Consider the following 22,442-nt stretch of genomic DNA (forward strand, 5'->3'; position numbering starts at 1 on the left):
AAAAGGCATGAGTTGCGGAAGGTGTCCTCCATTGTTGAAGAACTTGCCCGCGCCGTTGTGACGGAGCTCGTTCCTCGACGTGATTGACGGCTATTGCCTGATGAGGGTCGGCGAAGGGGCGGTTCTGAGGTGTTTTATGGACCCGGCCGACTGGTTTTTTGGGCGCAATTATCCTTGCCGTATCGCCGGGCTTGTGTGAGAAATTTCACAAAATCAAGCCGCGGCATGCACAAATCGTCTAGTTTGTTTCTGCCTGGTCGCGGGTGGGCGGGGCTTGGCGGGCGAATGCACCGGTTCGGCGCATTTCGAGGAAGAAGAACAACGCCGGTGCAAGCGTAATCCAGAGCAGCAGGAGCGGCCAAAGACGGCCCGCCGACAGGTCGTAGTTGGCGAGTAGCGCCGACCAGGGATGACCGCCGACGTAGTGGAAAAACAGGAATTCGAAGGCGATCGTCAGCGTCACCCAAAAGACTCCGCTTTGGAAAGCAGCGCCGAGCGAGGGGAATGGATGGCGTTGTACATGGCGGTAGATGATGATGCCGAGCAGTATCGCGCCGGTGAGCGTGGAGAGTTGTTGCGCCGCCGAGGCGCTCAGATAAGGCGCGTAGACGAATTCGCGGAGGGCGCCGTTTGCCATCGATACAAGGAGCATCATCAGCCAGGCGGCCAGGAGACGGCGGAGCGAGAGCGTCATCGGAAATTGTCGGTCGGAGGGTGTTCGGTCGATTTTATTCATGACGATGAAACCGCGAAGCGGTCGCCGCTGTCAATATCAGCATTGCGGAAACGGTCACGCTCTCGTCATGGTCCGGAAATTGCTGCAGGCGTCCGTTGTTGTTATCAGAAAGGTTTGTGGAAATGTCAGCTTTGAATGTCGCCGTGCTCTGCGGCAGCTTGCAGCAACCATCGCGGACGCTGGTGCTGTGCGAGGCCTTGTTGGCCAGGATTGGCGAGTTTCGGACAATCGTGCCGCAGCGGGTGGAAATTGCACAATTTGGGCGGCGTCTCGGCGCATGTTACTGGCGCAGCGAACTCCCCGAGGATATTCTCGCGCAGGTGGTTGCCGTCGAAAATGCCGACGTGCTGATTGCCGCGAGTCCTGTCCATAACGCGACCTTCTCAGGCCTGTTCAAGCATTTTCTCGATATGACGGCGATGGACTCGTTGGCCGGGAAGCCGACGCTGCTGGCGGCCACCGGCGGCAGCGCCTTGCATGGTCTGGTCATCGATCAGCAGTTGCGGCCCTTGCTGGCAATGAAACAGGCCTTGACACTGCCGATCGGCGTCTTCGCCACCGAGGCCGATTTCGTCGATCACAAGCTGTGCAGTCTCGCCCTGGAAAAACGCATCGAACTGGCCGTCCGGCTGGCGCTACCTTTCCTGCCCGGCGCCGATTGAGATAAACGAACGCCCCGGCCTTCGATGATGCGAAGGGCCGGGGCGTCGGCTCGATAAGTACCTGTCATTCAGTCGAGGACGTGCGAGGCAAGTCCATCGGCGAGTTTCGGTTCGAACCAGGTCGATTTCGGTGGCATGACTTCGCCGGCATCGGCGACCGACATGAGTTCGCCGAGTTGCGTCGGGTAGATGGCGAAAGCAACCGCCATCTCGCCGCTGTCGACGCGCTTTTCAAGCTCGCCCAGGCCGCGGATGCCGCCGACGAAGTCGATGCGCGTGTCGCGGCGCAGATCGGCGATGCCGAGCACCGGGGCGAGAATCTGTTCCGACAGCACCGAAACGTCGAGCCGGCGTACCGGGTCCTGCGTCGGCACGAGTTCGGGCTTGATCGTCAGGTGATACCAGCGCTTTGCGAGATACAGGCCGAAGCAGCCGGTGGCCGGCGGCGTGGCGCGACCCTCGGCCGGCGTGACGGTGCAGCGTTCGGCAACGGCGGTGAGGAAGCTCTCGACCGTATGGCCGTTGAGATCGCGCACGACGCGGTTGTAGTCGAAGATGCGCATCTGCCGCGCAGGGAAGATCACGGCCAGGAAGTATTCGGCTGAATCGGGGCGGCCCTGGCCGCGACGCGCGGCGGCGACGCGCGAGGCAGCGGCGGAACGGTGATGGCCGTCGGCGATGTAGAGCGCCGGCATGGCGTCGACAACGGTGGAGATCCTCGCAATGACGGCTTCGTCGTCGATCCGCCAGAGCGTGTGCTTGATGCCGTCATCGGCGGTCAGGTCGGCGATCGGCGTGCCGGCAGTGGCAGCCGCCACCAGTCGCTCGGCTTCGTCGCTGTCGGGATGAGCGAGCAGCACCGGGCCGGTCTGGGCATTGAGCGCTTCGATCTGGCGGACCCGGTCGTCTTCCTTGTCCGGCCGCGTGAACTCGTGTTTGCGGATGCGGTTGGTGTCGTAGTGGGCGACCGATGCAGCGGCGATCAGGCCGGTCTGAGTGTGCGCGCCCATGACGAGGCGATAGGCGTAGTAGCAGGGCTTGTCTTCGCGGATCAGGATGTTGTCATCGATCAGCTTGCGCAGGTTCTCGGCCGATTTGGCATAGACTTCGGGCGCGTAGTGATCGACTTCAGGCGGCAGGTCGATCTCGGCCTTCGAGATGTGCAGGAAGGAGTGCGGCTTGCCGGCAGCGCGTGCGCGGGCTTCGTCGCTCGACAGCACGTCATAGGGCGGTGCGGCGACCGCGGCGGCGTGTTCCGGGCGTGGGCGCAGGGCGGTGAAGGGGCGAATCAGGGCTGGCATCAAGGGTCTCCAGGAGTATCGGAATGATCAGGATTGGCGGGTTCTGTTCGGCAAGACGTCACGCAGTTGCGCCGCCGTCTCGCGCAGCATTTTTTCGGTGGTGTCCCAATCGACACAGGCATCCGTGACCGAGCAGCCGTACTTGAGCGATGCCAGGTCGTTGGGAATCGGTTGGTTGCCGGCGACGATGTTCGATTCGATCATGACGCCGACCAGCGACTGGTTGCCGAAACGGATCTGGTTGACGATGTCGGCCATGACGAGCGGCTGCAGTTCGTGGTTCTTGTAGCTGTTGGCGTGCGAGCAGTCGACGACGATGTTGGCCGGCAGTTTGGCCTTGGTCAGCGCCTGTTCGGCGATGCGGACGCTGACGGTGTCATAGTTCGGGCGGCCGTCGCCGCCGCGCAGGACGAGGTGTCCGTAGGGATTGCCGCTGGTGCGCACGACGGCGGTCTTGCCTTCGCCGTTGATGCCGAGGAAGCTGTGCGGGCGCGATGCAGAGAGAATGGCGTTGACGGCGATGCCGACGTCTCCGTTGGTGCCGTTCTTGAAGCCGACCGGCGTCGATAATCCCGATGACATTTCGCGGTGCGTCTGCGATTCGGTCGTGCGGGCGCCGATTGCCGTCCAGGCGATGAGGTCGCCGAGGTATTGCGGCGAGATCGGGTCGAGCGCCTCGGTGGCCGCCGGCAAGCCGAGTTCGGCAACGTCGCGCAGGAAAGCGCGGGCGTTTTCCATGCCCTTGCCGATGTGGAACGAGTCGTCCATGTCCGGATCGTTGATGTAGCCTTTCCAGCCGGTCGTCGTGCGCGGTTTTTCGAAATAGACGCGCATGATCGGCAACAGCGTGTCGCCGAGTTCGTCGCCGAGCGCTTTCAGCCGGCGGGCATAGTCGAGGCCGGCGACCGGGTCGTGGATCGAGCAGGGGCCGACGACGATGAACAGGCGGTGGTCCTTGCGGTCGAGGATGTTGCGCAGCGCTTCGCGGCCTTGCATCACCGTGCGCGAAGCCTGTGCTGACAGCGGCACGCGGGCGTGGATTTCCTCGGGCGAGGGCATCGGATCGAAATCGACGATGTTGACGTTTTCGATGTCGGGCGTGGCGAGGTTGGTTTTGTCGGGATGGCTCATGGTTTCAGTTGCTTGAAGAGGTCCTTGATGGCGGCGACGCGGTCGACCAGGGTCGGGCAGTGCCGTTTCAGCGACAGTTTATCCTGTCCGGCCAGCCGATAGTTCCGGTCTTTCTGGATCAGGGCGATGATGCGGATCGGTTCGATCGGCGGATTGACCTCGAATTGCACGACGATCTGTTCGCTCGTCGCGTCGAGTTTGACGATGCCGAGCGGTTTGCACATCAGCCGCAGCCTGTGGCTTTCGAGCAGAGAACGCGCCTGTGGCGGCAGTTCGCCGAAACGGTCGACGAGCTCTTCCTGCATCGCCGTGATGTCGTCGAGCGTCGTGCAGTTGGCGAGCCGCTTGTAGAGCGTCAGCCGCTCGTGCACATCGGGGGCGTAGTCGTCGGGCAGCAGCGCCGGCGTATGCAGGTTGATTTCGGTGGTGATGCCGAGCGGTTCGGCGAGGTCGGGTTCCTTGCCCTGGCGCAGCGCCGAGACGGCGCGGTTGAGCATTTCCGTGTAGAGATTGAAGCCGACTTCCTGCATCTCGCCCGACTGATTTTCGCCGAGGATCTCGCCGGCGCCGCGGATTTCGAGATCGTGCATGGCCAGGTAGAAGCCGGCGCCGAGTTCGTCCATCATCTGGATCGCTTCGAGCCGCTGCTTGGCCTGCTTGGTGAGTCCCGTCGTGCCGTCGGCGTCGCCGTGCGTGAGCAGGTAGGCGTAGGCCTGGTGGTGCGAGCGTCCGACGCGGCCGCGCAACTGGTGCAGCTGCGCCAGGCCGAACTTGTCGGCCCGGTTGATGACGATGGTGTTGGCGTGCGGGTTGTCGATGCCGGTTTCGATGATCGTTGTGCACAGGAGCAGGTTGGCGCGTTGCCCGGTGAAGTCGCGCATGACGCGTTCAAGTTCGCGCTCGTTCATCTGTCCATGGCCGACGACGATGCGTGCTTCGGGCAGAAGCTTGACGAGCTTTTCGCGCATGTTGTCGATCGTGTCGACTTCGTTGTGCAGGAAGTAGACCTGCCCGCCGCGCTTGAATTCGCGCAGCAGCGCTTCGCGGACGATGCCGTCCGAATAGCGCGAGACGAAGGTCTTGATCGCCAGCCGTTTCTGCGGCGCAGTGGCGATGACCGAGAAGTCGCGCAGGCCTTCGAGCGACATTCCCAGGGTGCGCGGAATCGGCGTCGCCGTCAGCGTCAGTACGTCGACTTCGGCGCGTAAGGCCTTGAGGCTTTCCTTCTGGCGCACGCCGAAACGGTGTTCCTCGTCGATGATGACGAGTCCCAGCCGGCTGAACTGCACGTCTTTTTGCAGCAGCTTGTGCGTGCCGATGACAATATCTACCCTGCCTTCGGCCAGTTCCTTGATTGCCTGGTTCGATTCCTTGGCCGTCTTGAAGCGCGAGAGTTCGGCGATCTTGACCGGCCAGTCGGCGAAGCGGTCGCTGAAGGTCTGGAAATGCTGTTCGCACAGCAGGGTCGTCGGGCAGAGTACCGCCACCTGCTTGCCGCCGGCCACCGCGCAGAAGGCGGCGCGCAGGGCGACCTCGGTCTTGCCGAAACCGACGTCGCCGCAGACGAGGCGGTCCATCGGCTTGCCGGATTTCATGTCCTGGATGACGGCTTCAATCGCTGCCGCCTGGTCGGGCGTCTCTTCGAAGCCGAAGCCGTCGGCAAAGGCCTCGTAGTCGTGGGTGGTGAACTCGAAAGCGTGGCCTTGCCGTGCCGCGCGACGGGCGTAGAGTGCCAGCAGTTCGGCCGCCGTGTCGCGCGCCTGGAGCGCCGCCTTCTTTTTGGCCTTTTCCCATTGCTGCGATCCGAGCGCGTGCAGCGGCGCCGCTTCGGGGTCGCTGCCCGAATAGCGCGAGATGACGTGCAACTGCGAAACGGGGACGTAGAGCTTGGCGTCGTTGGCGTAGTGGAGTTCGAGGAACTCCATCTCGCCTTCGCCGAGGTCCATGTGGATCAGGCCTTGATAGCGGGCGATGCCGTGTTGTTCATGGACGACCGGGTCGCCGACCTTGAGCTCGGTCAGGTCGCGCAGCCAGTTGTCGAGCGATGCCTTGCGCTGGGCGCCGTGGCGGGCGCGCCGGTTCGGTGTGCCGGCGTAGAGCTCGGCTTCGGTGACAAAGGCGAGGGCGTCGAGGCCGAAACCTTCGTGCAGCGGCGCGACGCCGAGCGCGAGGCGGGCTTCTCCGGCGAGGAATCCGCCGAGGTCGGTGCAGGGGGCCGGGCGGATGCCGTATTCATTGAGCAGACCGGCGAGTGTTTCGCGGCGCCCGGCACTTTCGGCGAGAAGCAGGATTCTGCCGGAAAACCCGGCGATGAAGTTCTTGAGCGCCGTCAGCGGGTCGTCGGCGCGCCGGTCGACAGCAACCGCGGGGATCGGCCGCGTTTCGCCTTCGGCCACGCCGGGCGGCTGCCGGCGGAGGTCGAGCCGGGCGTAGGGCTTGGCGGCGATGAAGAAGGCATCTTCGGAGAGGAAGATGTCGGCCGGCGGCAACAGCGGGCGCGCCACTTCGCCGGAAAGCATGGTGTAGCGCGACTGGGCGTCACGCCAGAAATCGCGCAGCGCGGCCGGGACGTCGTTATGCAGGCAGAGGGTCGTGTGTTCCGGCAGGTAATCGAAGAGCGTTGCCGTTTCGTCGAAGAAGAGCGGCAGCCAGTATTCGATGCCGGCCGGTGCGATGCCGTTGGTGACGTCCTTGTAGATGCGCGCGCGGGCTGGATCGCCTTCGAACACTTCGCGGAAACGTTGCCGGAAGCGGGCACGTCCCTTGTCGTCGAGCGGGAATTCGCGTGCCGGCAGCAGGCGGATGTCGGGGACCGGGTAGAGCGTACGTTGCGTGTCGACGTCGAAGGTCTTGATGCTGTCGATTTCGTCGTCGAAAAGGTCGATCCGGAACGGTAGCACCGATCCCATCGGGTAGAGGTCGATCAAACCGCCGCGAATCGAGTATTCGCCGGGGGAGACGACGTTCGAGACATGCGAATAGCCGGCCAGCGTCAGTTGTCCCTTGAACGTCTCGGCGTCGAGTTTCTCGCCCTGCTTCAGGAAGAAGGTATAGGCGGCCAGATAGGCCGGCGGGGCGAGGCGGTAGGCCGCCGTCGTGGCCGGAACGAGCAGGATGTCGCATTCGTGGCGCATGACGCTGTAGAGCGTCGCCAGGCGTTCGGAGATGAGATCGTGGTGTGGCGAGAAACTGTCGTAGGGCAGCGTTTCCCAGTCGGGCAGCATGCGCACGCGCAGGTCGGGCGCGAACCAGGGGATTTCGTCGAGCAGGCGTTGCGCATCGCCGGCACTGGCGGTCAGCACTGCGATCAGGCTGTGCTTGTCGCTTTGGCGGGCGCGTTGCGTGATCAGCAGGGCGTCGGCGGAGCCGGCAAACGGCGGGATTTGTCGGCGTTCGCCGGGTTTGATTGCCGGGAGCGAGGCTTGCGGCAGTCCGGTCGGTCGGTCAGTGGATGGCTGTGGCACGAAATGAACCGCGTACGGCGTAGGGCAGTGGCGTTATGGCAACAAGGTGCCGGGTTCGGGATTATAGCCGATCGCTCCGGAGATGCAGCGACGCAGCTGTTCGGGCGGTGCCCGACGGGGTGTCACGCTGCCGGGGGGTTTGGCAATTGTCCTATTGGCCGTATCATTCCCAAAAAAAACAGGGGAAGGATTGTCAATGGCGTCGTCAGGAGCCTCAAGTATTCTGCTTAATCCGGAGAAGATCCGGCGTCTCTCGATGCAGTCGCTGTTCGAGAGCTTCGATACCTTGTGCGAGGGAACGGTCATTGTCGATCGCGATGCGCGCATTGTCTGGATCAACGAGCGTTATGCGACGCGCTTGGGCGCGAAGTCGGCGGCCGAGGCGATCGGCAAACCCGTCGAGGAAGTGATCCACAACAGCCTGATGCGTTCGGTGGTGACCACCGGACAGCCGATTCTGCTCGATATCATGGAGACGCCGGGCGCGACCTTCGTGGTGACGCGGATTCCGCTCAAGAACGACCGCGGTGAAGTGATCGGCGCCGCCGGTTTCGCGCTGTTCGACAAGGTGCAGTCGCTCAAGCCACTATTCGCCAAATTCGAAGGGATGCAGCAGGAGATTGCCGCGGCGCAGAAGTCGCTGGCGGAAAACCGCCGGCCGAAATATACCTTTTCCAATTTCATCGGTTCGAGCCCGGTGTGCATGGAGGTCAAGCGGCAGGCACGGCGCGCCGCACAGCACGATGCGACGGTGCTGCTGCTGGGCGAGACCGGCACCGGCAAGGAGTTGCTGGCGCATGCCATCCATGGCGCTTCGGCGCGCGGTGGCAAACCCTTCGTCGGCATCAACGTCGCCGCCATCCCGGATGCCTTGCTTGAGACGGAGTTCTTCGGCGTCGCGCCGGGCGCGTATACGGGCGCCGAGAAGAAGGGGCGCGATGGTAAGTTTCGCCTGGCCGACGGTGGCACACTCTTTCTCGACGAAATCGGCGACATGCCCTTGCTGCTCCAGTCGAAGCTGTTGCGCGTGCTGCAGGAGCAGGAGTTCGAGCCGGTCGGGTCGAACCGCGTCGTCAAGATTGACGTGCGCATCATCGCCGCGACGAGCGTCGATTTACAGCGCCGCGTCTCCGAGGGGCGTTTCCGCGAAGATCTTTTTTACCGGCTCAATGTGTTGTCGATCCGCGTGCCGCCCTTGCGCGAACGCATGGCCGACATCGAGGCGCTATGCGAAGGCATCCTGGAGCAGATTGAGCAACGGACCGGTTTGCCCCACCGCGAACTGACGACCGACGCGATCGAGAAGCTGCGCGGCTGCGCCTGGCGCGGCAATGTGCGGGAATTGCAGAACGTGCTGGAAAAGGCCGTGATGATGTCGGACAAGATCCGCATCGGGGCCGTGGATCTCGTCGATATTCTCCCGTCCGACCGCGTTCGCCTGCCATTCCCGGGGAATTCGATGCATGTACTGGACGCGTCAGGCGGCGGCAGCGCGCTTTCGGACACGCCCGAGGGCGAGGTGCGCTCGTATGACGTCGAGTTCGCCGAGTTCGAGCGGCGCTTGCTGGCGAATGCGCTGGCGGCGACCGGAAACCGCGTCGATGCGGCGGCCCGACTGCTGGGCTTGGGCCGTGCCACGATGTACCGGAAACTGCGTGCGCTCGGTTTTGATTCTCATATTTGAGACCGTCCCGTTTTTGAGAATATTGCTAAGTCATTGATTTGCATATGACGTGTGTTTTTTTATGCGTCTCGATTTTGCGAATTGTTGATTTGGAATGACTTCATTCTTGCGTGGAAAGACATAAACCCAGGCGTTCCAATGCCTGGCATGTTCCCTGCTAGCTCTCCTGCAACAATAAAACTGTGCCGGTAACGACGATCGGCGCGGGTCAATCAGGCTTGCACGACGGGTAATACCCGCCGATGTGTGTCATAAACCAGGAGGATCGCTATGTCGCAAAGCAGCCAGCAGGGCAAGTGTCAGTGCAAGTGCAGCAAGGTCGTTTCCGCCGCCGAGGCCGTTCGTCATATCAAGGATGGGGATACTCTGGCGACCGGGGGATTCGTTGGCATCGGTTTTGCCGAAAACATCGCTGTGGCGATCGAACAGCGTTTCCTCGGCAACGATCCGGAATCGCCCGCCGGCAGTCCGCGCAACCTGACGCTCACCTATGCGGCCGGTCAGGGCGACGGCAAGGAGCGGGGCCTCAACCACCTCGGGCATGAAGGCTTGGTCGGGCGCGTCATCGGCGGCCACTGGGGACTGGCGCCGAAGCTGCAGAAGCTCGCCGTGACCGACAAGATCGAAGCCTACAATTTGCCGCAAGGCGTGATTTCCCAGCTGTTCCGCGACATCGGCGCGGGCAAGCCGGGCCAGTTGTCGCGCATCGGTCTCGGCACCTTCGTCGATCCGCGCCATGGCGGCGGCAAGATCAATTCGGTGACCAAGAAGGATGTCGTCGAACTGCAGGTCATCGACGGCAAGGAATATCTCTTCTACAAGGCCTTCCCGGTCAATGTCGGCATCATTCGCGGCACGACCGCCGATCCCGACGGCAACGTGACGATGGAGAAGGAAGCGCTGACGCTGGAGGTCCTGTCGATCGCGACCGCTGCGCATAATTCCGGCGGCATCGTCATCGTCCAGGTCGAACGCATCGCCGAGCGCGGCTCGCTGAATCCGCGGCTGGTGAAGATTCCCGGCATTCTCGTCGATTATGTCGTCGTCGCCGAGAAACCCGAATACCACATGCAGACGTTCGCCGAGCAATACAACGCCGGCTATTCGGGCGAGACTCGTGTGCCGATGTCATCGATTCCGACGATGGAACTGTCCGAGCGCAAGATCATCGCCCGGCGCGCGGCCATGGAATTGCAGCCTGACAGCATCGTCAATCTCGGTATTGGCATGCCGGAAGGTGTGTCGAGCGTTGCCGCCGAAGAGGGTGTCGTCGATCTGATGACGCTGACTGCAGAACCGGGCGTCGTTGGCGGCATTCCGGCCGGTGGCCTGAGCTTCGGCGCCGCGAGCAATGCCATGGCGATTCTCGATCAGCCGTATCAGTTCGATTTTTATGACGGCGGCGGTCTCGATGTCACCTTCCTCGGGCTTGCCCAGGCCGACCAGCACGGCAACCTGAACGTCAGTAAATTCGGTCCGCGCCTTGCCGGTGCCGGTGGCTTCATCAATATCAGCCAGACCGCCAAGAAGGTGGTGTTCGTCGGCACTTTCACCGCCGGCAAGCTCGACGTCACCGTCGACAATGGCGCGCTCAAGATCCTGACCGAAGGCGAGACGATCAAGTTCGTTTCCGAAGTCGAGCACCGTACCTTCAGCGGCGAATATGCATCGAAGAATGGCCAGACCGTGCTCTACATCACCGAGCGCTGCGTCTTCCGCCTCGTCGAAGGTGGGCTGGAACTGATCGAAATTGCACCGGGGGTCGATCTCGACAAGGACATCTTGTCGCTGATGGAATTCCGGCCGGCGATCAGCCCGAAACTCAAGATCATGGATGCCCGCATTTTCCGCGACGAGCCGATGAATCTGCGTCCGGACATCCTGGCCAAACAATAAAGCAATCAAAAAAATGCCGTGAGGCATAGGTGTAGCAAAGGCAGTCCAATCGACTGAAATACCAACGGAGGGTAACAAATGAATTTTCTAATCGTATTGGCATCATTGTGTTTCTTGATGTTCGTGGCCTATCGGGGCTACAGCGTCATCCTCTTCGCGCCGGTTGCGGCGTTGGGTGCGGTGTTGCTGACAGATCCCGGGATGGTGGCGCCGATGTTTACCGGTTTGTTCATGCCGAAAATGGTGGTTTTCGTGCAGAACTACTTCCCGGTCTTCCTGCTTGGCGCGCTGTTCGGCAAGGTGATCGAGCTTTCGGGCTTCTCCAAGGCGATCGTTGCCGCCGTCATCGACTTCGTCGGCCGTGAGCGGGCGATCCTGTCGATCGTCGTCGTCTGCGCGTTGCTGACGTATTTCGGCGTTTCGCTGTTCGTGGTCGTGTTCGCGGTCTATCCGTTCGCCGCCGAACTGTTCCGCCAGAGCGACATTCCGAAGCGCCTGATTCCTGGCACGATTGCTCTCGGTTCGTTTACCTTCACGATGGATTCGCTGCCGGGGACGCCGCAGATCCAGAACATCATCCCGACCACGTTCTTCAAGACCGACATCTATGCCGCCCCGATCCTCGGGACGATCGGTGCGATCTTCATCCTGGTGGTGGGCCTGTCCTACCTCGAGTGGCGTCGTCGCGTCGCCGCTCAGGCTGGCGAAGGCTATGCCATGAAAGGCGTGGAACTCGTCAATGAGCCGGCTGCCTTCGAGCATGAGAAGCTGGCCAATCCGTTGCTCGCCATCTCGCCGCTGATCATGGTTGGCGTCATGAACTATGTCTTCACCAAGATGATCCCGTTGTTCTATGGCGACAAGGTTCAGTTCGTGCCCGCCGCCGTCGGCAAGGCCGCCGCGCCAGTCGTCCAGTCGGTGAAGGGTGTCGCCGCGTTGTGGGCGGTCGAAGGTGCCTTGCTGGTCGGCATCCTGATCGTCTTCCTGTTCGCCGGCCGTACGGTGATGGAGAAGTTCTCGGAAGGTTCCAAGTCGGCGATCGCCGGTGCGCTGCTGGCATCGATGAACACCGCGTCCGAGTACGGCTTCGGTTCGATCATCGCCGCTCTGCCGGGCTTCATCGTGGTTGCCAACGGTCTGGCTGCGATCCCGAATCCGCTCGTCAATGAGGCGATCACGGTGACGTCGCTGGCCGGTATTACCGGTTCGGCATCGGGCGGCATGGGCATCGCGCTGGCGGCAATGGCCGATACCTTCATCCAGAGCGCGCAAGCGGCGGGCATTCCGCTCGAAGTCTTCCACCGCGTTGCGTCGATGGCCTCGGGCGGTATGGATACGCTGCCGCATAACGGCGCCGTCATCACGCTGCTGATGGTGACCGGTCTGACGCACCGCGTGTCCTACAAGGATATCTTCGCCATTACCTGCATCAAGACTTTCGCGGTCTTCGTCGTGATCGCGGTCTACTACATGACCGGACTCGTCTGATCCGTCATGCCAAATGACTCCTGGTCCCGATGGCGACATCGGGATCGGGCGTCAAGCCGTGATCCGGCGTTCTTGCCCGATTCACGTCCGCTTTACGTCGCAGAAGGAATCCATCATGTCCAGAGTGAGCATCATCGGTGCGTACAACACCGAGTTCGGCGCCTTTGTCAAAAAGGACAAGGTGACCGGTCTGATTACGGATACCAAGAGTTATTACGATTTGCTGGTCGAAGCCGGTCGCGGCGCGATCAGGGATGCCGGCCTCGATCCGGCTGATATCGACGCGGTCTATGTCGGATCGTGTTCGCCCGGAACCTTCATCAATCAGGAACATGTGGCGCCGCTGGCGGCGGAAATCGATCCCGCCCTGCGCTTCAAGCCGATGACTCGTTGCGAGTGTGCCTGCGCCTCGTCGTCGGTGGCGTTTTACGATGGTATTTACGCCATCGAATCCGGCCGTTACCGCAACGTGCTGGTGATCGGCGTCGAGAAGATGAATCTCCTGCCGACCCCGCAGATGACGCATGTGCTGGCCTGCAGTTCGCACTGGCCGACCGAAGGCTCGAAGGGCTGGTCGTTCCCGATGCTGTTTGCCGCGTATGCCAAGGGCTACCAGAAGCACTACGGCTTCTCGAACGAAACCCTCGAGAACATGCTGTGGACGGCTGGCGCACTATGCTACAAGAATGGCGCCGAGAATCCGCTGGCGCATGTGAGAAACGGTCCGGCATCGCTCGATGCGATCCGGACGCTGACCACGCCCGATGCCAACGGCAAATGCAAGAATGTGATGATCGCGCCGCCGCTGCGCTTGCACGACTGTTCGCTGGTGACCGACGGTGCTGCCGCGCTGGTCATTACGTCGACCTCGAAGGTCGTCAACAAGACGCGTGCCGTCGAAGTCGCCGGGATCGGTCATTCGATCGAGCGCTTGCCCGAGAACGTGCGTCCGAACATGCACGAACTGATGGCCGGCAAGGATGCCGTCGCCAAGGCCTATCGCGAGGCCGGCATCACGGCGGCTGACGTCGATTTCGCCGAGGTGCATGACTGCTTCACGATCAACATGATCCTGTCGACCGAGGCGCTCGGCCTCTCGGCGGACGGTCGCGGCGGCTACGACTATCTCGACGGGCGCTTTACGCGCGACGATCGCGTTGCCGTCAATCTGTCCGGCGGGTTGAAATCCAAGGGGCATCCGGTCGGGGCGACGGGCGCGTCGATGCATGCGCTGGCGTACAAGCAGTTGATCGGCGAGCCGATCGGTGTTGCCGCCAAGAAAGCTGACGTCGGCGTCGTCTTCAACGTCGGCGGTTCGTCGGTCACCAATTGCGTGACCGTGCTCAAGGCGCCGAAATAGGCCCGCCGTGACCAGGGTGTGTTCTCAATTAACCGCTGGATTGCGTTGCGCCCGGCGCTGGAGCGGCTGCAAGGCGCGCGTCGCAGCGAAGGGTCGTTCCCTTCGCAAGAGGCGCAACGCCGCAGACGACCGGCGCTGGGGCAACCCGAAGGGCAAGGGTCTGGCGAGGCGCATCGCGTTGTTGGCGGAGGCTTGCATGGATGGCCATGCGGCGCATCCGCCGCCTAGCGCTGCGCCTCGCCAGACCCTTGCGCAACCAACGCTTAATTGAGAACACACCCTGAGGAGGCATGCATGAAAACCTTTAGCTATAACGATCTGGCGTATTCGGTCGAGGCGGCGGGAAATGCTTGGGACATCGTCTGCACACGCGGCGACGGGAAGACGGCGGTTGTCGCGGCCGGCGTTCTTGTCGGCGTCGCCGAGAAAGACGTCGAAGCCCGGGCGCGTGCGCTCGTCCGCGTCATCAACCCGGTCGGCATCCGCTCGATCGGCCCCGATGTCGGGCACCCGCAGAGAGTGGGTGACATCATCATCGTCGGTCCGGACGTCGGGCATCCGAACTTCATTTACTGGAACAAGGACAGCGCGTCTTGTCCAAAAACGCTTTGAGCTTTTTTTCTCAACGAGGACAACATCATGGAAATAAAAGGTAGCGTAGCCGTCATCACCGGCGGCGGAAACGGGATTGGCGAAGCCGTCGCCAAGTATTTCGTCAGCAACGGCGCCAAGGTCGTCATCGTCGATATGGCCCAGGCCAACATCGACCGCGTCGTCGCCGAGATCAAGGGCATGGGCGGCGAGGTCATCGGCGTCCAGGCCAACGTCACCAGCGAGGCCGATACGGCGCGCTTCTACCAGGCGGCCATCGAGGCTTTCGGCCAGGTCAATATCGTCGTGTCCTGCGCCGGCATCATCCGCGACGGCACGATGCTGGCGCTCGACAAGGAAACCGGCAAGGTTTCGCGCAAGATGGGTCTGGACAAGTGGCAGCCGGTGATCGATACCAACCTGACCGGGACCTTCCTGACCATCCGCGATGGCGCCGAAGCCATGGTCAATGGCGGCTGGAAGGGACTGCTGGTGGCGATTTCGTCGGTGAACAAGGCGGGCCAGGTCGGCCAGCTCAATTACTCCTCGGCCAAGGTCGCCGATGCGCTGTTGCCGAAGATCGTCGTCGGCGAGTTCCTCATGCGCGGTATCCGCAACATCCGCTGCATCGCCATCGCCCCGGGCTACACGGCGACGCCGATGGTCGCCGGGATGAATCAGGATGCGCTGCAGGCACTGCTCAAGGATGTGCATCTCGGACGTCTGGTCGAGCCGATCGAAATTGCCCGCCTGATTGGACATGCTGTCGAAAACGAGGCCATCAACGCCACGACGATGGAAATCACCGGTGGCCTCTGCTATCCGGGTGGCATCGCTAAATAATCAGTCGAGTCGTTTGGACTACCTTGGCCAGTGCATGCACTGGCCTTTTTTATGACATGTAATAAATCCATGAGCGGTGGCGGCGAATCCATACTATATTGTCCTACATGGACGATGACCAACGCCTTTATCGTTTTGTCAGTAATCTGCTGGCGCTGATTGATTCCGCGCCGTCGCCGCACGTCCTGCACGAAGCCATCCATGAGCAGTTGCGTCTGGCATTGCCGCCGCATAGCGTCGAAGCGTTTGTCATCGTGTTGCATGATCCCGCCGTGGACTGGCTCAATTTTGTCTACTTCAAGGCCGAGCAAGCTTACCCTTGTCCAGAGAACAGGCCGTTCATGGCCAAGTTCAGCATTTTCGACTGGGTGTTGAAGCATCGTCGCGGGCGCCTGTGGCGTGCCGACGTTCCCGCCGACGATCTCGCGTTGCCCTGCAATCCGGTACTTGCGCGCTATGCCGTCCCAATGATCTCGGGGGACCATGCGTTTGGCGTCATGTGCATGGAGTCGTACACGCCGGGGTATGTGTATGGGCCGGAGACCGTGGCCTTCTTTGATCGCGCCGCCGAAGAGATTTCCCGTCTGTATCGCTTTTACGAGCGGCTGCGCACCGCCGATTCGATCGTCAATAATCCGATTGTTCCTTTTGGCATATGCCGTGTTCAGGATGGCCGCATCATCGATATCAGTGCCAAAGGACTGGAGATGCTCGGTTGCTCAGCCAATGTCGTCATCGGACGGTCCTTGCTCGACATGGTCGCTCCCGACGAACGCGTGCAGGTTGCCGAGCGATATCGCCGGCATATGAGCGGCGAAACGCATAATGCGCATTACCTGACGCGTCTGTTGCGTCCGGATGGACGGATCTTCCCGGCCGAGGTGATGGTTTCGTTCGGCGATCTTTACCATGGGCGGCCGGCGCTGATCGTGATCTGCGTCGATGTCACCGAAGTCCAGCGCATCCAGCGCGAGGGACAAGAAGCGGCAGAGGCCGCCAATATGGCCAAGAGCGCGTTTCTGGCGAACATCAGTCACGAAATTCGAACGCCGATGAACGCCATTCTCGGGCTGTCGAAACTGATGCGGCGGGAAGGTGTGTCGGCAAGCCAGGCGGCGCATCTCGACCGGGTCGATGTTGCCGCCGAGCATTTGCTGGGGATTGTGGACAGCGTGCTCGATATTTCAAAGATCGAGGCCGGCAAGCTCGTTCTCGACGAGAGTCATGTTTCCATCCGCGACCTCGTCGGTAATGCCGTGACGATATTGATGGAGCGCGCCAGCGCCAAAGGCATTGCCTTGCATGTCGAGGAGGATGTGTTCCCGGATAACCTGTTTGGCGATCGCATTCGCCTGCAGCAGGCATTGCTCAACTATGCCGGCAATGCCATCAAGTTTTCCACTGGCGGTACGGTGACCTTGCGTGCGATCAAGGAGGACGAGCGGGACGATTCGGTCATGGTCCGCTTCGAGGTCAGCGACGAGGGGATCGGGATCGAGCCGGCCGTGCTGGCGCGTTTGTTCGATTCGTTCACGCAGGCCGACAATTCGACGACGCGCAAGTACGGGGGGACCGGTCTGGGTCTCGCGATTACGCGCAAGCTGGCAACCATGATGCAGGGCGAAGCCGGCGGGGTGAGCGTGCCGGGCAAGGGCAGCACTTTCTGGTTTACCGCCCGCCTGCCGAAACGGCAGATGCCCGAAGTGGTCTTGTCGATGGAGGAGATCGGCAAGGAAGCCGAGGCCTTGCTGCGTCAGCGCCACGGTGGACGCCGGGTGCTCTTCATCGACGATGATCCGGTCAATCTCGATATCGTCAGGATCCTCGCCGAGGCGACCGGGCTGCTCGTCGATACGGCCGCAGACGGCTTGCAGGGGCTGGCCAAGGCGACAGAAGGGCGCTTCGACCTGTTCGTCACCGATCTGCAGATGCCGCATGTCGGCGGCCTGGAGGTTGCCCGGCGTTTGCGCGAGATCCCCGACTATGCAACGACGCCGATCCTGGCGATGACCGCCAACGTGTTTACCGAGGATCGGGAGCGTTGCCGTGACGTTGGCATCGACGGCTTTCTCAGCAAACCCTTCGATCCGGCGCAGTTGTTCCTGGCGCTGCTTGAGTGGCTCGATAACAGCGCCCGGGCGGCAGAGGCGTAATCGTTCAGGCGTAGCCGAGGCCGAGGACGCCGAGCAGCATGACGATCGCACCGACGTACTGTGACGGCTTCAGCGCTTCCTGAAGCCGGCGTGCGCCGACGAAGGTGCCGAGCAGCATCGAGATTTCACGCACCGGCGCGACATAGCTGAGCGGCGCGAGTTGCAGGGCGAATAATACGAGCAGGTAAGCGAGCGGCGAGAGAATGCCGACGATCAGGATGGCGCGCCGGTGCAAACGCCACTGCTCGGCCAGGCGCGCCGGTTGGCGTAGCGCGAACGGGGCGAGCAGGAGTGAGCGGAAGGCCAGTCCGACGGCATAGAACAGGATCGGCGTCATGCCGAGCGAGCGGATGGCCCAACCGTCGAGCAGCGTATAGGCAGCGATGAAGAGACCCGTCAGCAGGCCCCAGGACACCCCAAGATGACGACGGCTGGACGTGTTGCCGGAAAAGAGTCCGGTGCCGCCGGCCGAAATGAAGACGCCCGCGAGAATGGCGGCGATGGCAGCGGTGCCGAGGAGGCTCGGTCTTTCGCCGAGCAGGAGCACCGAGAGCAGCACCGTGAGCATCGGCCCGGAGCCGCGCGCGACCGGATAGACGACGGCAAAATCGGCGACGCGATAGCCTTGCTGCAGGATCAGCGAGTACAGCACATGGATCAGTCCGCTGCCGAGTGCTGCCGCCCACATCAGCGTGTCGAACTGTTGCGGGTGCGTCAGCCATGCCCAGGCGGCGACAGGAATGGCGGCGATGACGCTGACCATGCCGAAGAGCCAGACAAAGGGCAGGCCGCCGCCGGACTTCTTGGCGACGATGTTCCAGGTGGCGTGGCAGAGTGCGCCGAAGAGGACGAGAGCAAGCGCGCCAAGGCTCATGAGCGGATTCCGTGCAAGGGTTCGGGGGCGTCTGGCAGTTGGGCGTGAAGGCGGATGGGCATGCGGCAGGTTCTCCGAGGCGGATGTCGGACGGCGCGAGCGCGGGCCGTCATGGCTGCCATGATCCGCTTAAGTACCGATTGAGTCACCCGGGGTGATAAGTGATACTGTTGCCACGATGAGTAAAACTGATGATTGTCCCGGAATGACGCTGTCACCGCTCAATTCGATCCGCGTTTTCGTCGAGGCGGCGCGGGCGCAGAATTTCAGTCGAGCCGCCGCGGCCTTGGGCATGACGCAGAGCGGCGTCAGCCACCACGTCGGCGTGCTCGAACGTTATCTCGGGCGTCGCCTGTTTGACCGCATGGGCGCGTCGCTCCGCCTGACGGATGCCGGACGCCAGTATTTCGAAGCCGTGCGCGAGGCGATGGCGAGCGTCGAGTTGTCGACGCGGCAGCTGCGCGCCAACGTGCCCGGATGCCGGCTCGTCGTGAGGACCTCGCTGCCGACGGTCGCCATGACCGTGCTGATTCCGGCCTTGCCGCGCTTCGTGCAGCAACCGCCGGTGAGCGTCGATCTGGTGACCTCGCTGTCGCCACCGGCGCCGGAAGACGCGTTCGACGTGCTGCTGACGCGCGATCTGGCTTTGGCCGACGAGTCGCACTGGCAGCTGGCGCAGGAAACCCTGGTCTGCGTCGCTGCGCCGGCCGTGCATGCCCGCTGTGCGGCGTCCGGGATTGCCGGATGGTCCTTCATCTCGGCGAGATCGCGGCCCGAGGTGCTCGTCGATTGGGTCAATGCACAAGGTCTCGATGCTTCGGTCGTTAGCGTCGGTGCGAGCTTCGAACACTATTTCCTTGCCGTGTCGGCGGCGATCGGCGGCATGGGCTACCTCGTCGCGCCGCGCCTGCTGGTGGCCGAGGCCTTGCGTCAGGGGCAGCTTTGCGATGCCGGCATGCCCCCCGTCCGCGGTGCCGCGCAGTATTCGGCCTGGGTCAATCCACGTTCGCAGCAGCCCGAGGTGGCGCGCGCTTTCTGTCGCTGGTTGGTGAGCGTTTTTCGCGCCGAAGAATCGGTCTAGTGCGCTTGTGCCGGGGGTGGGAGGAAACGGCGAATCCATTGTGCCGCCAGCCGGTTGGCGGTGTCCGTTTTCCGCGCGTCAGCATCGGCGATGACCCGCAATTCCGCATGACAACGCACTTCCCGCAGCGCACGCCGGTTGGCCGCGATGCGTCGGTCGTCGCCAAGGTCATGGAGGAGCAGCAAGGGCGAGGCCAGCGTGCGCAGGTACACGACGCCGGCCAGATCGACGAGTCCGCCGCGACAGACGAGCGCGGCAATGTCGTGGTCTCGCTGCGAGGCGATCCGGACGATGACCGGCGCGGTGTCTTCGTCGGCGTGGAGCGCCAGCGGCTGCACCGGAATCTCGCCCATTTGCATGCGATGGCGGATCTGGTCGAGAAAGAGAAGGAGGCGACGGGCGAGCTGCGGGATGTTGTGATGCAGGTCCGGATAGTGTTCCTCGGTGGCGGCAATCAGGTCGGCGTTGAGGGTGGAGAGGCCGCTTTGCCGCAGCAGGTCGGTGAAGGCGCCGTTGGCGTTGTCCTCCGGTGGCCCGGCGTGGACAAGGACGACGAGTCCCGGCGCGTCGGGCAGCAGGGAAAGACTGCCGTGCAAGGCGCCGTGTTCGCCGGGAACGATCAGCGCCAGTGTCGGAATGCCGGGGCTGTCGTCGCTCATCGCCGGGCGATCCGGATGGGCAAGCGCTGGGCGCCGAAGGGTTTGCCAAAGGTGCCGAAACGGCCTGCGATCTCGGTCAGGCAGTGCGGACAGCGTCCGTCGCGCGGGAGATCGCAGTGGCGGATGTCGTGCCAGTCTCGCTCGATCAGCGCGGCGTGGCAGGTCGGGCAAAATGTCGTGCCGCCTTCGCTGTCGTGGACGTTGCCGGTATAGACGTAGTGCAAGCCGGCGTCCATCGCGATGCGGCGCGCGCGGCTCAGGGTCGATGGCGGCGTGCGCGGCAGATCCTGCAGATGCCAGTCGGGGTGGAAGGCGGTGAAGTGCAGCGGCACCTCCGGCCCCAGCGTATCCGCTACCCAGGATGACAGGGCAGAGATTTCCTTGATCGAGTCGTTCTGGCCGGGAATGAGCAGTGTCGTGATCTCGAGCCAGCAGTTGGTTTCGTGGCGGATGTAGCAGAGAAGATCGAGCACCGGTTGCAGATGGCCGCCGCAGAGACGGGTATAAAAATCCTCCGAAAACGCCTTGAGGTCGACATTGGCGGCATCCATCACCGCATAGAATTCGCGCGCCGGTTCGGCGTGCATGTAGCCGGCGGTGACGGCGACGGTGCGGATGTTGCGGCGGTGGCAGGCGCGGGCCGTGTCGATGGCATATTCGGCGAAGATGACTGGGTCGTTGTAGGTGAAAGCGACCGATTGCGCGCCATAGGCCGCAGCGGCGGCGGCAATGCCGTCGGGACCGGCGGCATCGGTCAGCCGGTCGGTGTCGCGCGATTTTGAAATGTCCCAGTTCTGGCAGAACTTGCAGTTCAGGTTGCATCCGGCGGTGCCGAAGGACAGCACCGACGAGCCGGGAAAGAAGTGATTGAGCGGCTTCTTTTCGATCGGATCAATGCAGAAGCCGGACGAACGGCCGTAGGTCGTCAGCTGCATCTGGCCGCCGACGTTACGGCGCACGAAACAGGCGCCGCGCTGGTCTTCCTGCAAACGGCAATCGCGTGGACACAGGTCGCACTGGATGCGTGCCGGTTTGCCTTCTTCGTGCGGCAGCGCATGCCACCAACGGGCCGGATGGTTCGATTCGGGCGGGCTCATGCTTCTTTCCATTTGCGCACGTGATAGCGGAACAACGCGATGTCGGAATCCCAGAAATCCTCAGGCAGACCGGCCTTGCGTTTGAGTTGCCGGAGAAACAGGTCCGGTGCCGGCAGGGATTCCCAAACCTGCGGCAGAAAGGTGGCGCGGCGGCGTCCGTGTTGCAGGACGATGCCGTCGCGACCCGGTTGCAACTGACGCAGCGCGTCGTCCTCGTCGCTGAATTGTAGCGGCGTCGCCGGTGTCAGCAGCGAGACTTCAACGTGCGTGTGCTCGAATTCCTCGGCCCGGAGCGGCGCGAAGCGCGGGTCGCGAAAAGCCGCCGCGAGGGCGTTTTCGCTGACGTCTTCGGCGAGCGGACGGTGCGCTTCGAGGCTGCCGATGCAGCCGCGCAAGTCGCCGTGCTGCGTCAGGGTGACGAAGGTCGCGGCCCGCTGGCGGTGTTCCGGCTGCGGCGTCACCGGGCTGGGCGGCAGCGAGAAGCGCTCCCCGATCGCATTGCGCGCGAGGCACAGCAGGCTGGTACCCAATGCGTCAGTGCTCATGGCGCGGGGACTCCGGCGCGGCGTCGAAGAAGGCGAATGCGCCATAACCGACGACGCGTGACTTGTCGCCGGCGGTATCGCCGGAGTTGCGCAGGTCGATCATGCGGACGTGCAGGCCGCGCCGCCGGGCGACTTCGAGCAGGCCGTTGATGGGAGCGGCGCCGCAGGCCTGGTGCGGCGTCAGGTTCGCTTCGAGGGCGACGATGGCTTGCGCCGTCTGCCCGTCGATCGACCAGGCGCTTTCATACGGCAGGTAGTGCGAGAGGTCCGAACTGACGACGATCAGCGTCTCGTCGCCGCCCCACAAACGTTCGATCACTGCCGCGACGTCCTCCGGGCTGGCGCGTCCGACGGCGAGCGGGACGAGCGTAAAGCGTTCGAGCGTTTCGATCAGGAAGGGAAGCTGCACTTCGAGCGCGTGTTCCTGCGCATGCGCCGCGTCGTTGGTGCGAACTTGCGGCAGGTCGGCGAGCGCGGCGATCGCCTCCAGGTCGACGGGGACCTCGCCTAATGGTGTTGCGAAGGCCTCGCATGAGGGGACGGCGAGGCCGTCGATGGCGACACGATGCGTCGGGCCAAGCAGGACGACGCGCCGGATCGTGCTGCTGCGTCGGCGCAGAGGCGCGTAAATGCTCGCCGCGACCGGGCCGGAATAGATGTAGCCGGCATGCGGGACGATGATCGCCTTGGGCGCGGCGAGGGGAAAGCGCGGGGCGCCTTCCAGGAGTTTTCTCAGCTGTTCTTCGAGCGTCGATGGTTTGTCGGGATAAAAGGCGCCAGCGACGGCCGCGGGGCGCACGCGTGTGTACATAGTGGTCTCCTCGTCTAACCCCATTATGGGCCGGGTGCCGCCAATTACAAGCCGGCCGCCGCTTTC

The 22,442-nt window shown here is 62.8% G+C and carries 18 protein-coding genes; 9 read left to right on the forward strand and 9 right to left on the reverse strand.

Going from position 1 to position 22,442, the window contains the following annotated elements:
- Positions 1-238: 238 nt before the first annotated feature.
- Positions 239-694, reverse strand: a complete 456-nt coding sequence (locus BLR25_RS12895) for a hypothetical protein (RefSeq protein WP_091938260.1) — start codon at positions 692-694, stop codon at positions 239-241.
- A 164-nt stretch (positions 695-858) separates the two neighbouring features.
- Here BLR25_RS12895 and BLR25_RS12900 point away from each other — a divergent pair, with 164 nt between their 5' ends.
- Entirely contained in the window at positions 859-1,398 is a 540-nt protein-coding gene (locus BLR25_RS12900) for an NAD(P)H-dependent oxidoreductase (RefSeq protein ID WP_091938262.1), read from the forward strand.
- Positions 1,399-1,466: 68 nt separating this feature from the next.
- Here BLR25_RS12900 and BLR25_RS12905 read toward each other — a convergent pair whose 3' ends face one another.
- Genes BLR25_RS12905 through mfd form a run of 3 tightly spaced genes read right to left on the reverse strand, consistent with a single transcriptional unit; the run spans position 1,467 to position 7,294 of the window.
- Positions 1,467-2,699: a DUF1015 domain-containing protein gene (locus BLR25_RS12905; RefSeq protein WP_176785878.1), complete on the reverse strand. Its 1,233-nt coding sequence runs from the start codon at positions 2,697-2,699 to the stop codon at positions 1,467-1,469.
- Between the two features lie 27 nt (positions 2,700-2,726).
- Positions 2,727-3,830, reverse strand: coding sequence for a 3-deoxy-7-phosphoheptulonate synthase (locus BLR25_RS12910; RefSeq protein ID WP_091938266.1), 1,104 nt, complete (start codon positions 3,828-3,830; stop codon positions 2,727-2,729).
- Complete coding sequence (gene mfd, locus BLR25_RS12915; RefSeq protein WP_091938267.1) at positions 3,827-7,294, reverse strand: transcription-repair coupling factor; 3,468 nt, start codon at positions 7,292-7,294, stop codon at positions 3,827-3,829. Before mfd ends, BLR25_RS12910 begins: the two co-directional genes overlap by 4 nt.
- A 196-nt stretch (positions 7,295-7,490) precedes the next feature.
- Here mfd and BLR25_RS12920 point away from each other — a divergent pair, with 196 nt between their 5' ends.
- From BLR25_RS12920 to BLR25_RS12950, 7 genes are all read left to right on the forward strand, one after another.
- A complete protein-coding gene (locus BLR25_RS12920; protein ID WP_091938269.1) occupies positions 7,491-8,978 on the forward strand; it encodes a sigma-54 interaction domain-containing protein in 1,488 nt (495 codons plus the stop codon).
- A 270-nt stretch (positions 8,979-9,248) separates the two neighbouring features.
- Complete coding sequence (locus BLR25_RS12925) at positions 9,249-10,874, forward strand: acyl CoA:acetate/3-ketoacid CoA transferase (protein ID WP_091938271.1); 1,626 nt, start codon at positions 9,249-9,251, stop codon at positions 10,872-10,874.
- Between the two features lie 78 nt (positions 10,875-10,952).
- A complete protein-coding gene (locus tag BLR25_RS12930) occupies positions 10,953-12,362 on the forward strand; it encodes a GntP family permease (protein ID WP_091938273.1) in 1,410 nt (469 codons plus the stop codon).
- Between the two features lie 115 nt (positions 12,363-12,477).
- Positions 12,478-13,722 carry a thiolase C-terminal domain-containing protein gene (locus BLR25_RS12935; RefSeq protein WP_091938275.1) on the forward strand — a complete coding sequence of 415 codons (1,245 nt, stop codon included), beginning with the start codon at positions 12,478-12,480 and terminating at the stop codon, positions 13,720-13,722.
- Between the two features lie 294 nt (positions 13,723-14,016).
- Positions 14,017-14,334, forward strand: coding sequence for a hypothetical protein (locus tag BLR25_RS12940; RefSeq protein ID WP_091938287.1), 318 nt, complete (start codon positions 14,017-14,019; stop codon positions 14,332-14,334).
- A 27-nt stretch (positions 14,335-14,361) separates the two neighbouring features.
- Positions 14,362-15,156 carry an SDR family NAD(P)-dependent oxidoreductase gene (locus BLR25_RS12945; RefSeq protein ID WP_091938289.1) on the forward strand — a complete coding sequence of 265 codons (795 nt, stop codon included), beginning with the start codon at positions 14,362-14,364 and terminating at the stop codon, positions 15,154-15,156.
- 107 nt (positions 15,157-15,263) lie between these two features.
- Positions 15,264-17,309 carry a hybrid sensor histidine kinase/response regulator gene (locus BLR25_RS12950; RefSeq protein ID WP_091938290.1) on the forward strand — a complete coding sequence of 682 codons (2,046 nt, stop codon included), beginning with the start codon at positions 15,264-15,266 and terminating at the stop codon, positions 17,307-17,309.
- Between the two features lie 4 nt (positions 17,310-17,313).
- On the opposite strand, the gene BLR25_RS12955 is transcribed toward BLR25_RS12950, so the two are convergent.
- Complete coding sequence (locus BLR25_RS12955; protein WP_091938292.1) at positions 17,314-18,183, reverse strand: DMT family transporter; 870 nt, start codon at positions 18,181-18,183, stop codon at positions 17,314-17,316.
- Positions 18,184-18,388: 205 nt separating this feature from the next.
- Between BLR25_RS12955 and BLR25_RS12960 the strand changes: the two genes are divergently transcribed.
- Entirely contained in the window at positions 18,389-19,264 is an 876-nt protein-coding gene (locus BLR25_RS12960) for a LysR family transcriptional regulator (protein WP_218122735.1), read from the forward strand.
- Here BLR25_RS12960 and BLR25_RS12965 read toward each other — a convergent pair.
- Genes BLR25_RS12965 through amrB form a run of 4 tightly spaced genes read right to left on the reverse strand, consistent with a single transcriptional unit; the run spans position 19,261 to position 22,376 of the window.
- On the reverse strand, positions 19,261-19,923 hold the full coding sequence (locus BLR25_RS12965; protein ID WP_091938296.1) for a hypothetical protein: 663 nt from the start codon (positions 19,921-19,923) through the stop codon (positions 19,261-19,263). The two genes, BLR25_RS12960 and BLR25_RS12965, sit on opposite strands and share 4 nt — an antisense overlap.
- On the reverse strand, positions 19,920-21,020 hold the full coding sequence (gene amrS, locus BLR25_RS12970; protein WP_091938297.1) for an AmmeMemoRadiSam system radical SAM enzyme: 1,101 nt from the start codon (positions 21,018-21,020) through the stop codon (positions 19,920-19,922). Before amrS ends, BLR25_RS12965 begins: the two co-directional genes overlap by 4 nt.
- Positions 21,017-21,565, reverse strand: coding sequence for an AmmeMemoRadiSam system protein A (gene amrA, locus BLR25_RS12975; RefSeq protein ID WP_091938299.1), 549 nt, complete (start codon positions 21,563-21,565; stop codon positions 21,017-21,019). Before amrA ends, amrS begins: the two co-directional genes overlap by 4 nt.
- Positions 21,555-22,376 (reverse strand): AmmeMemoRadiSam system protein B, encoded by an 822-nt coding sequence (amrB, locus tag BLR25_RS12980; protein ID WP_091938301.1) that lies wholly within the window; start codon positions 22,374-22,376, stop codon positions 21,555-21,557. Before amrB ends, amrA begins: the two co-directional genes overlap by 11 nt.
- Positions 22,377-22,442 lie beyond the last annotated feature (66 nt).

The sequence above is a fragment of the Propionivibrio dicarboxylicus genome (genome assembly GCF_900099695.1).
Taxonomy (GTDB): Bacteria; Pseudomonadota; Gammaproteobacteria; order Burkholderiales; family Rhodocyclaceae; genus Propionivibrio; species Propionivibrio dicarboxylicus.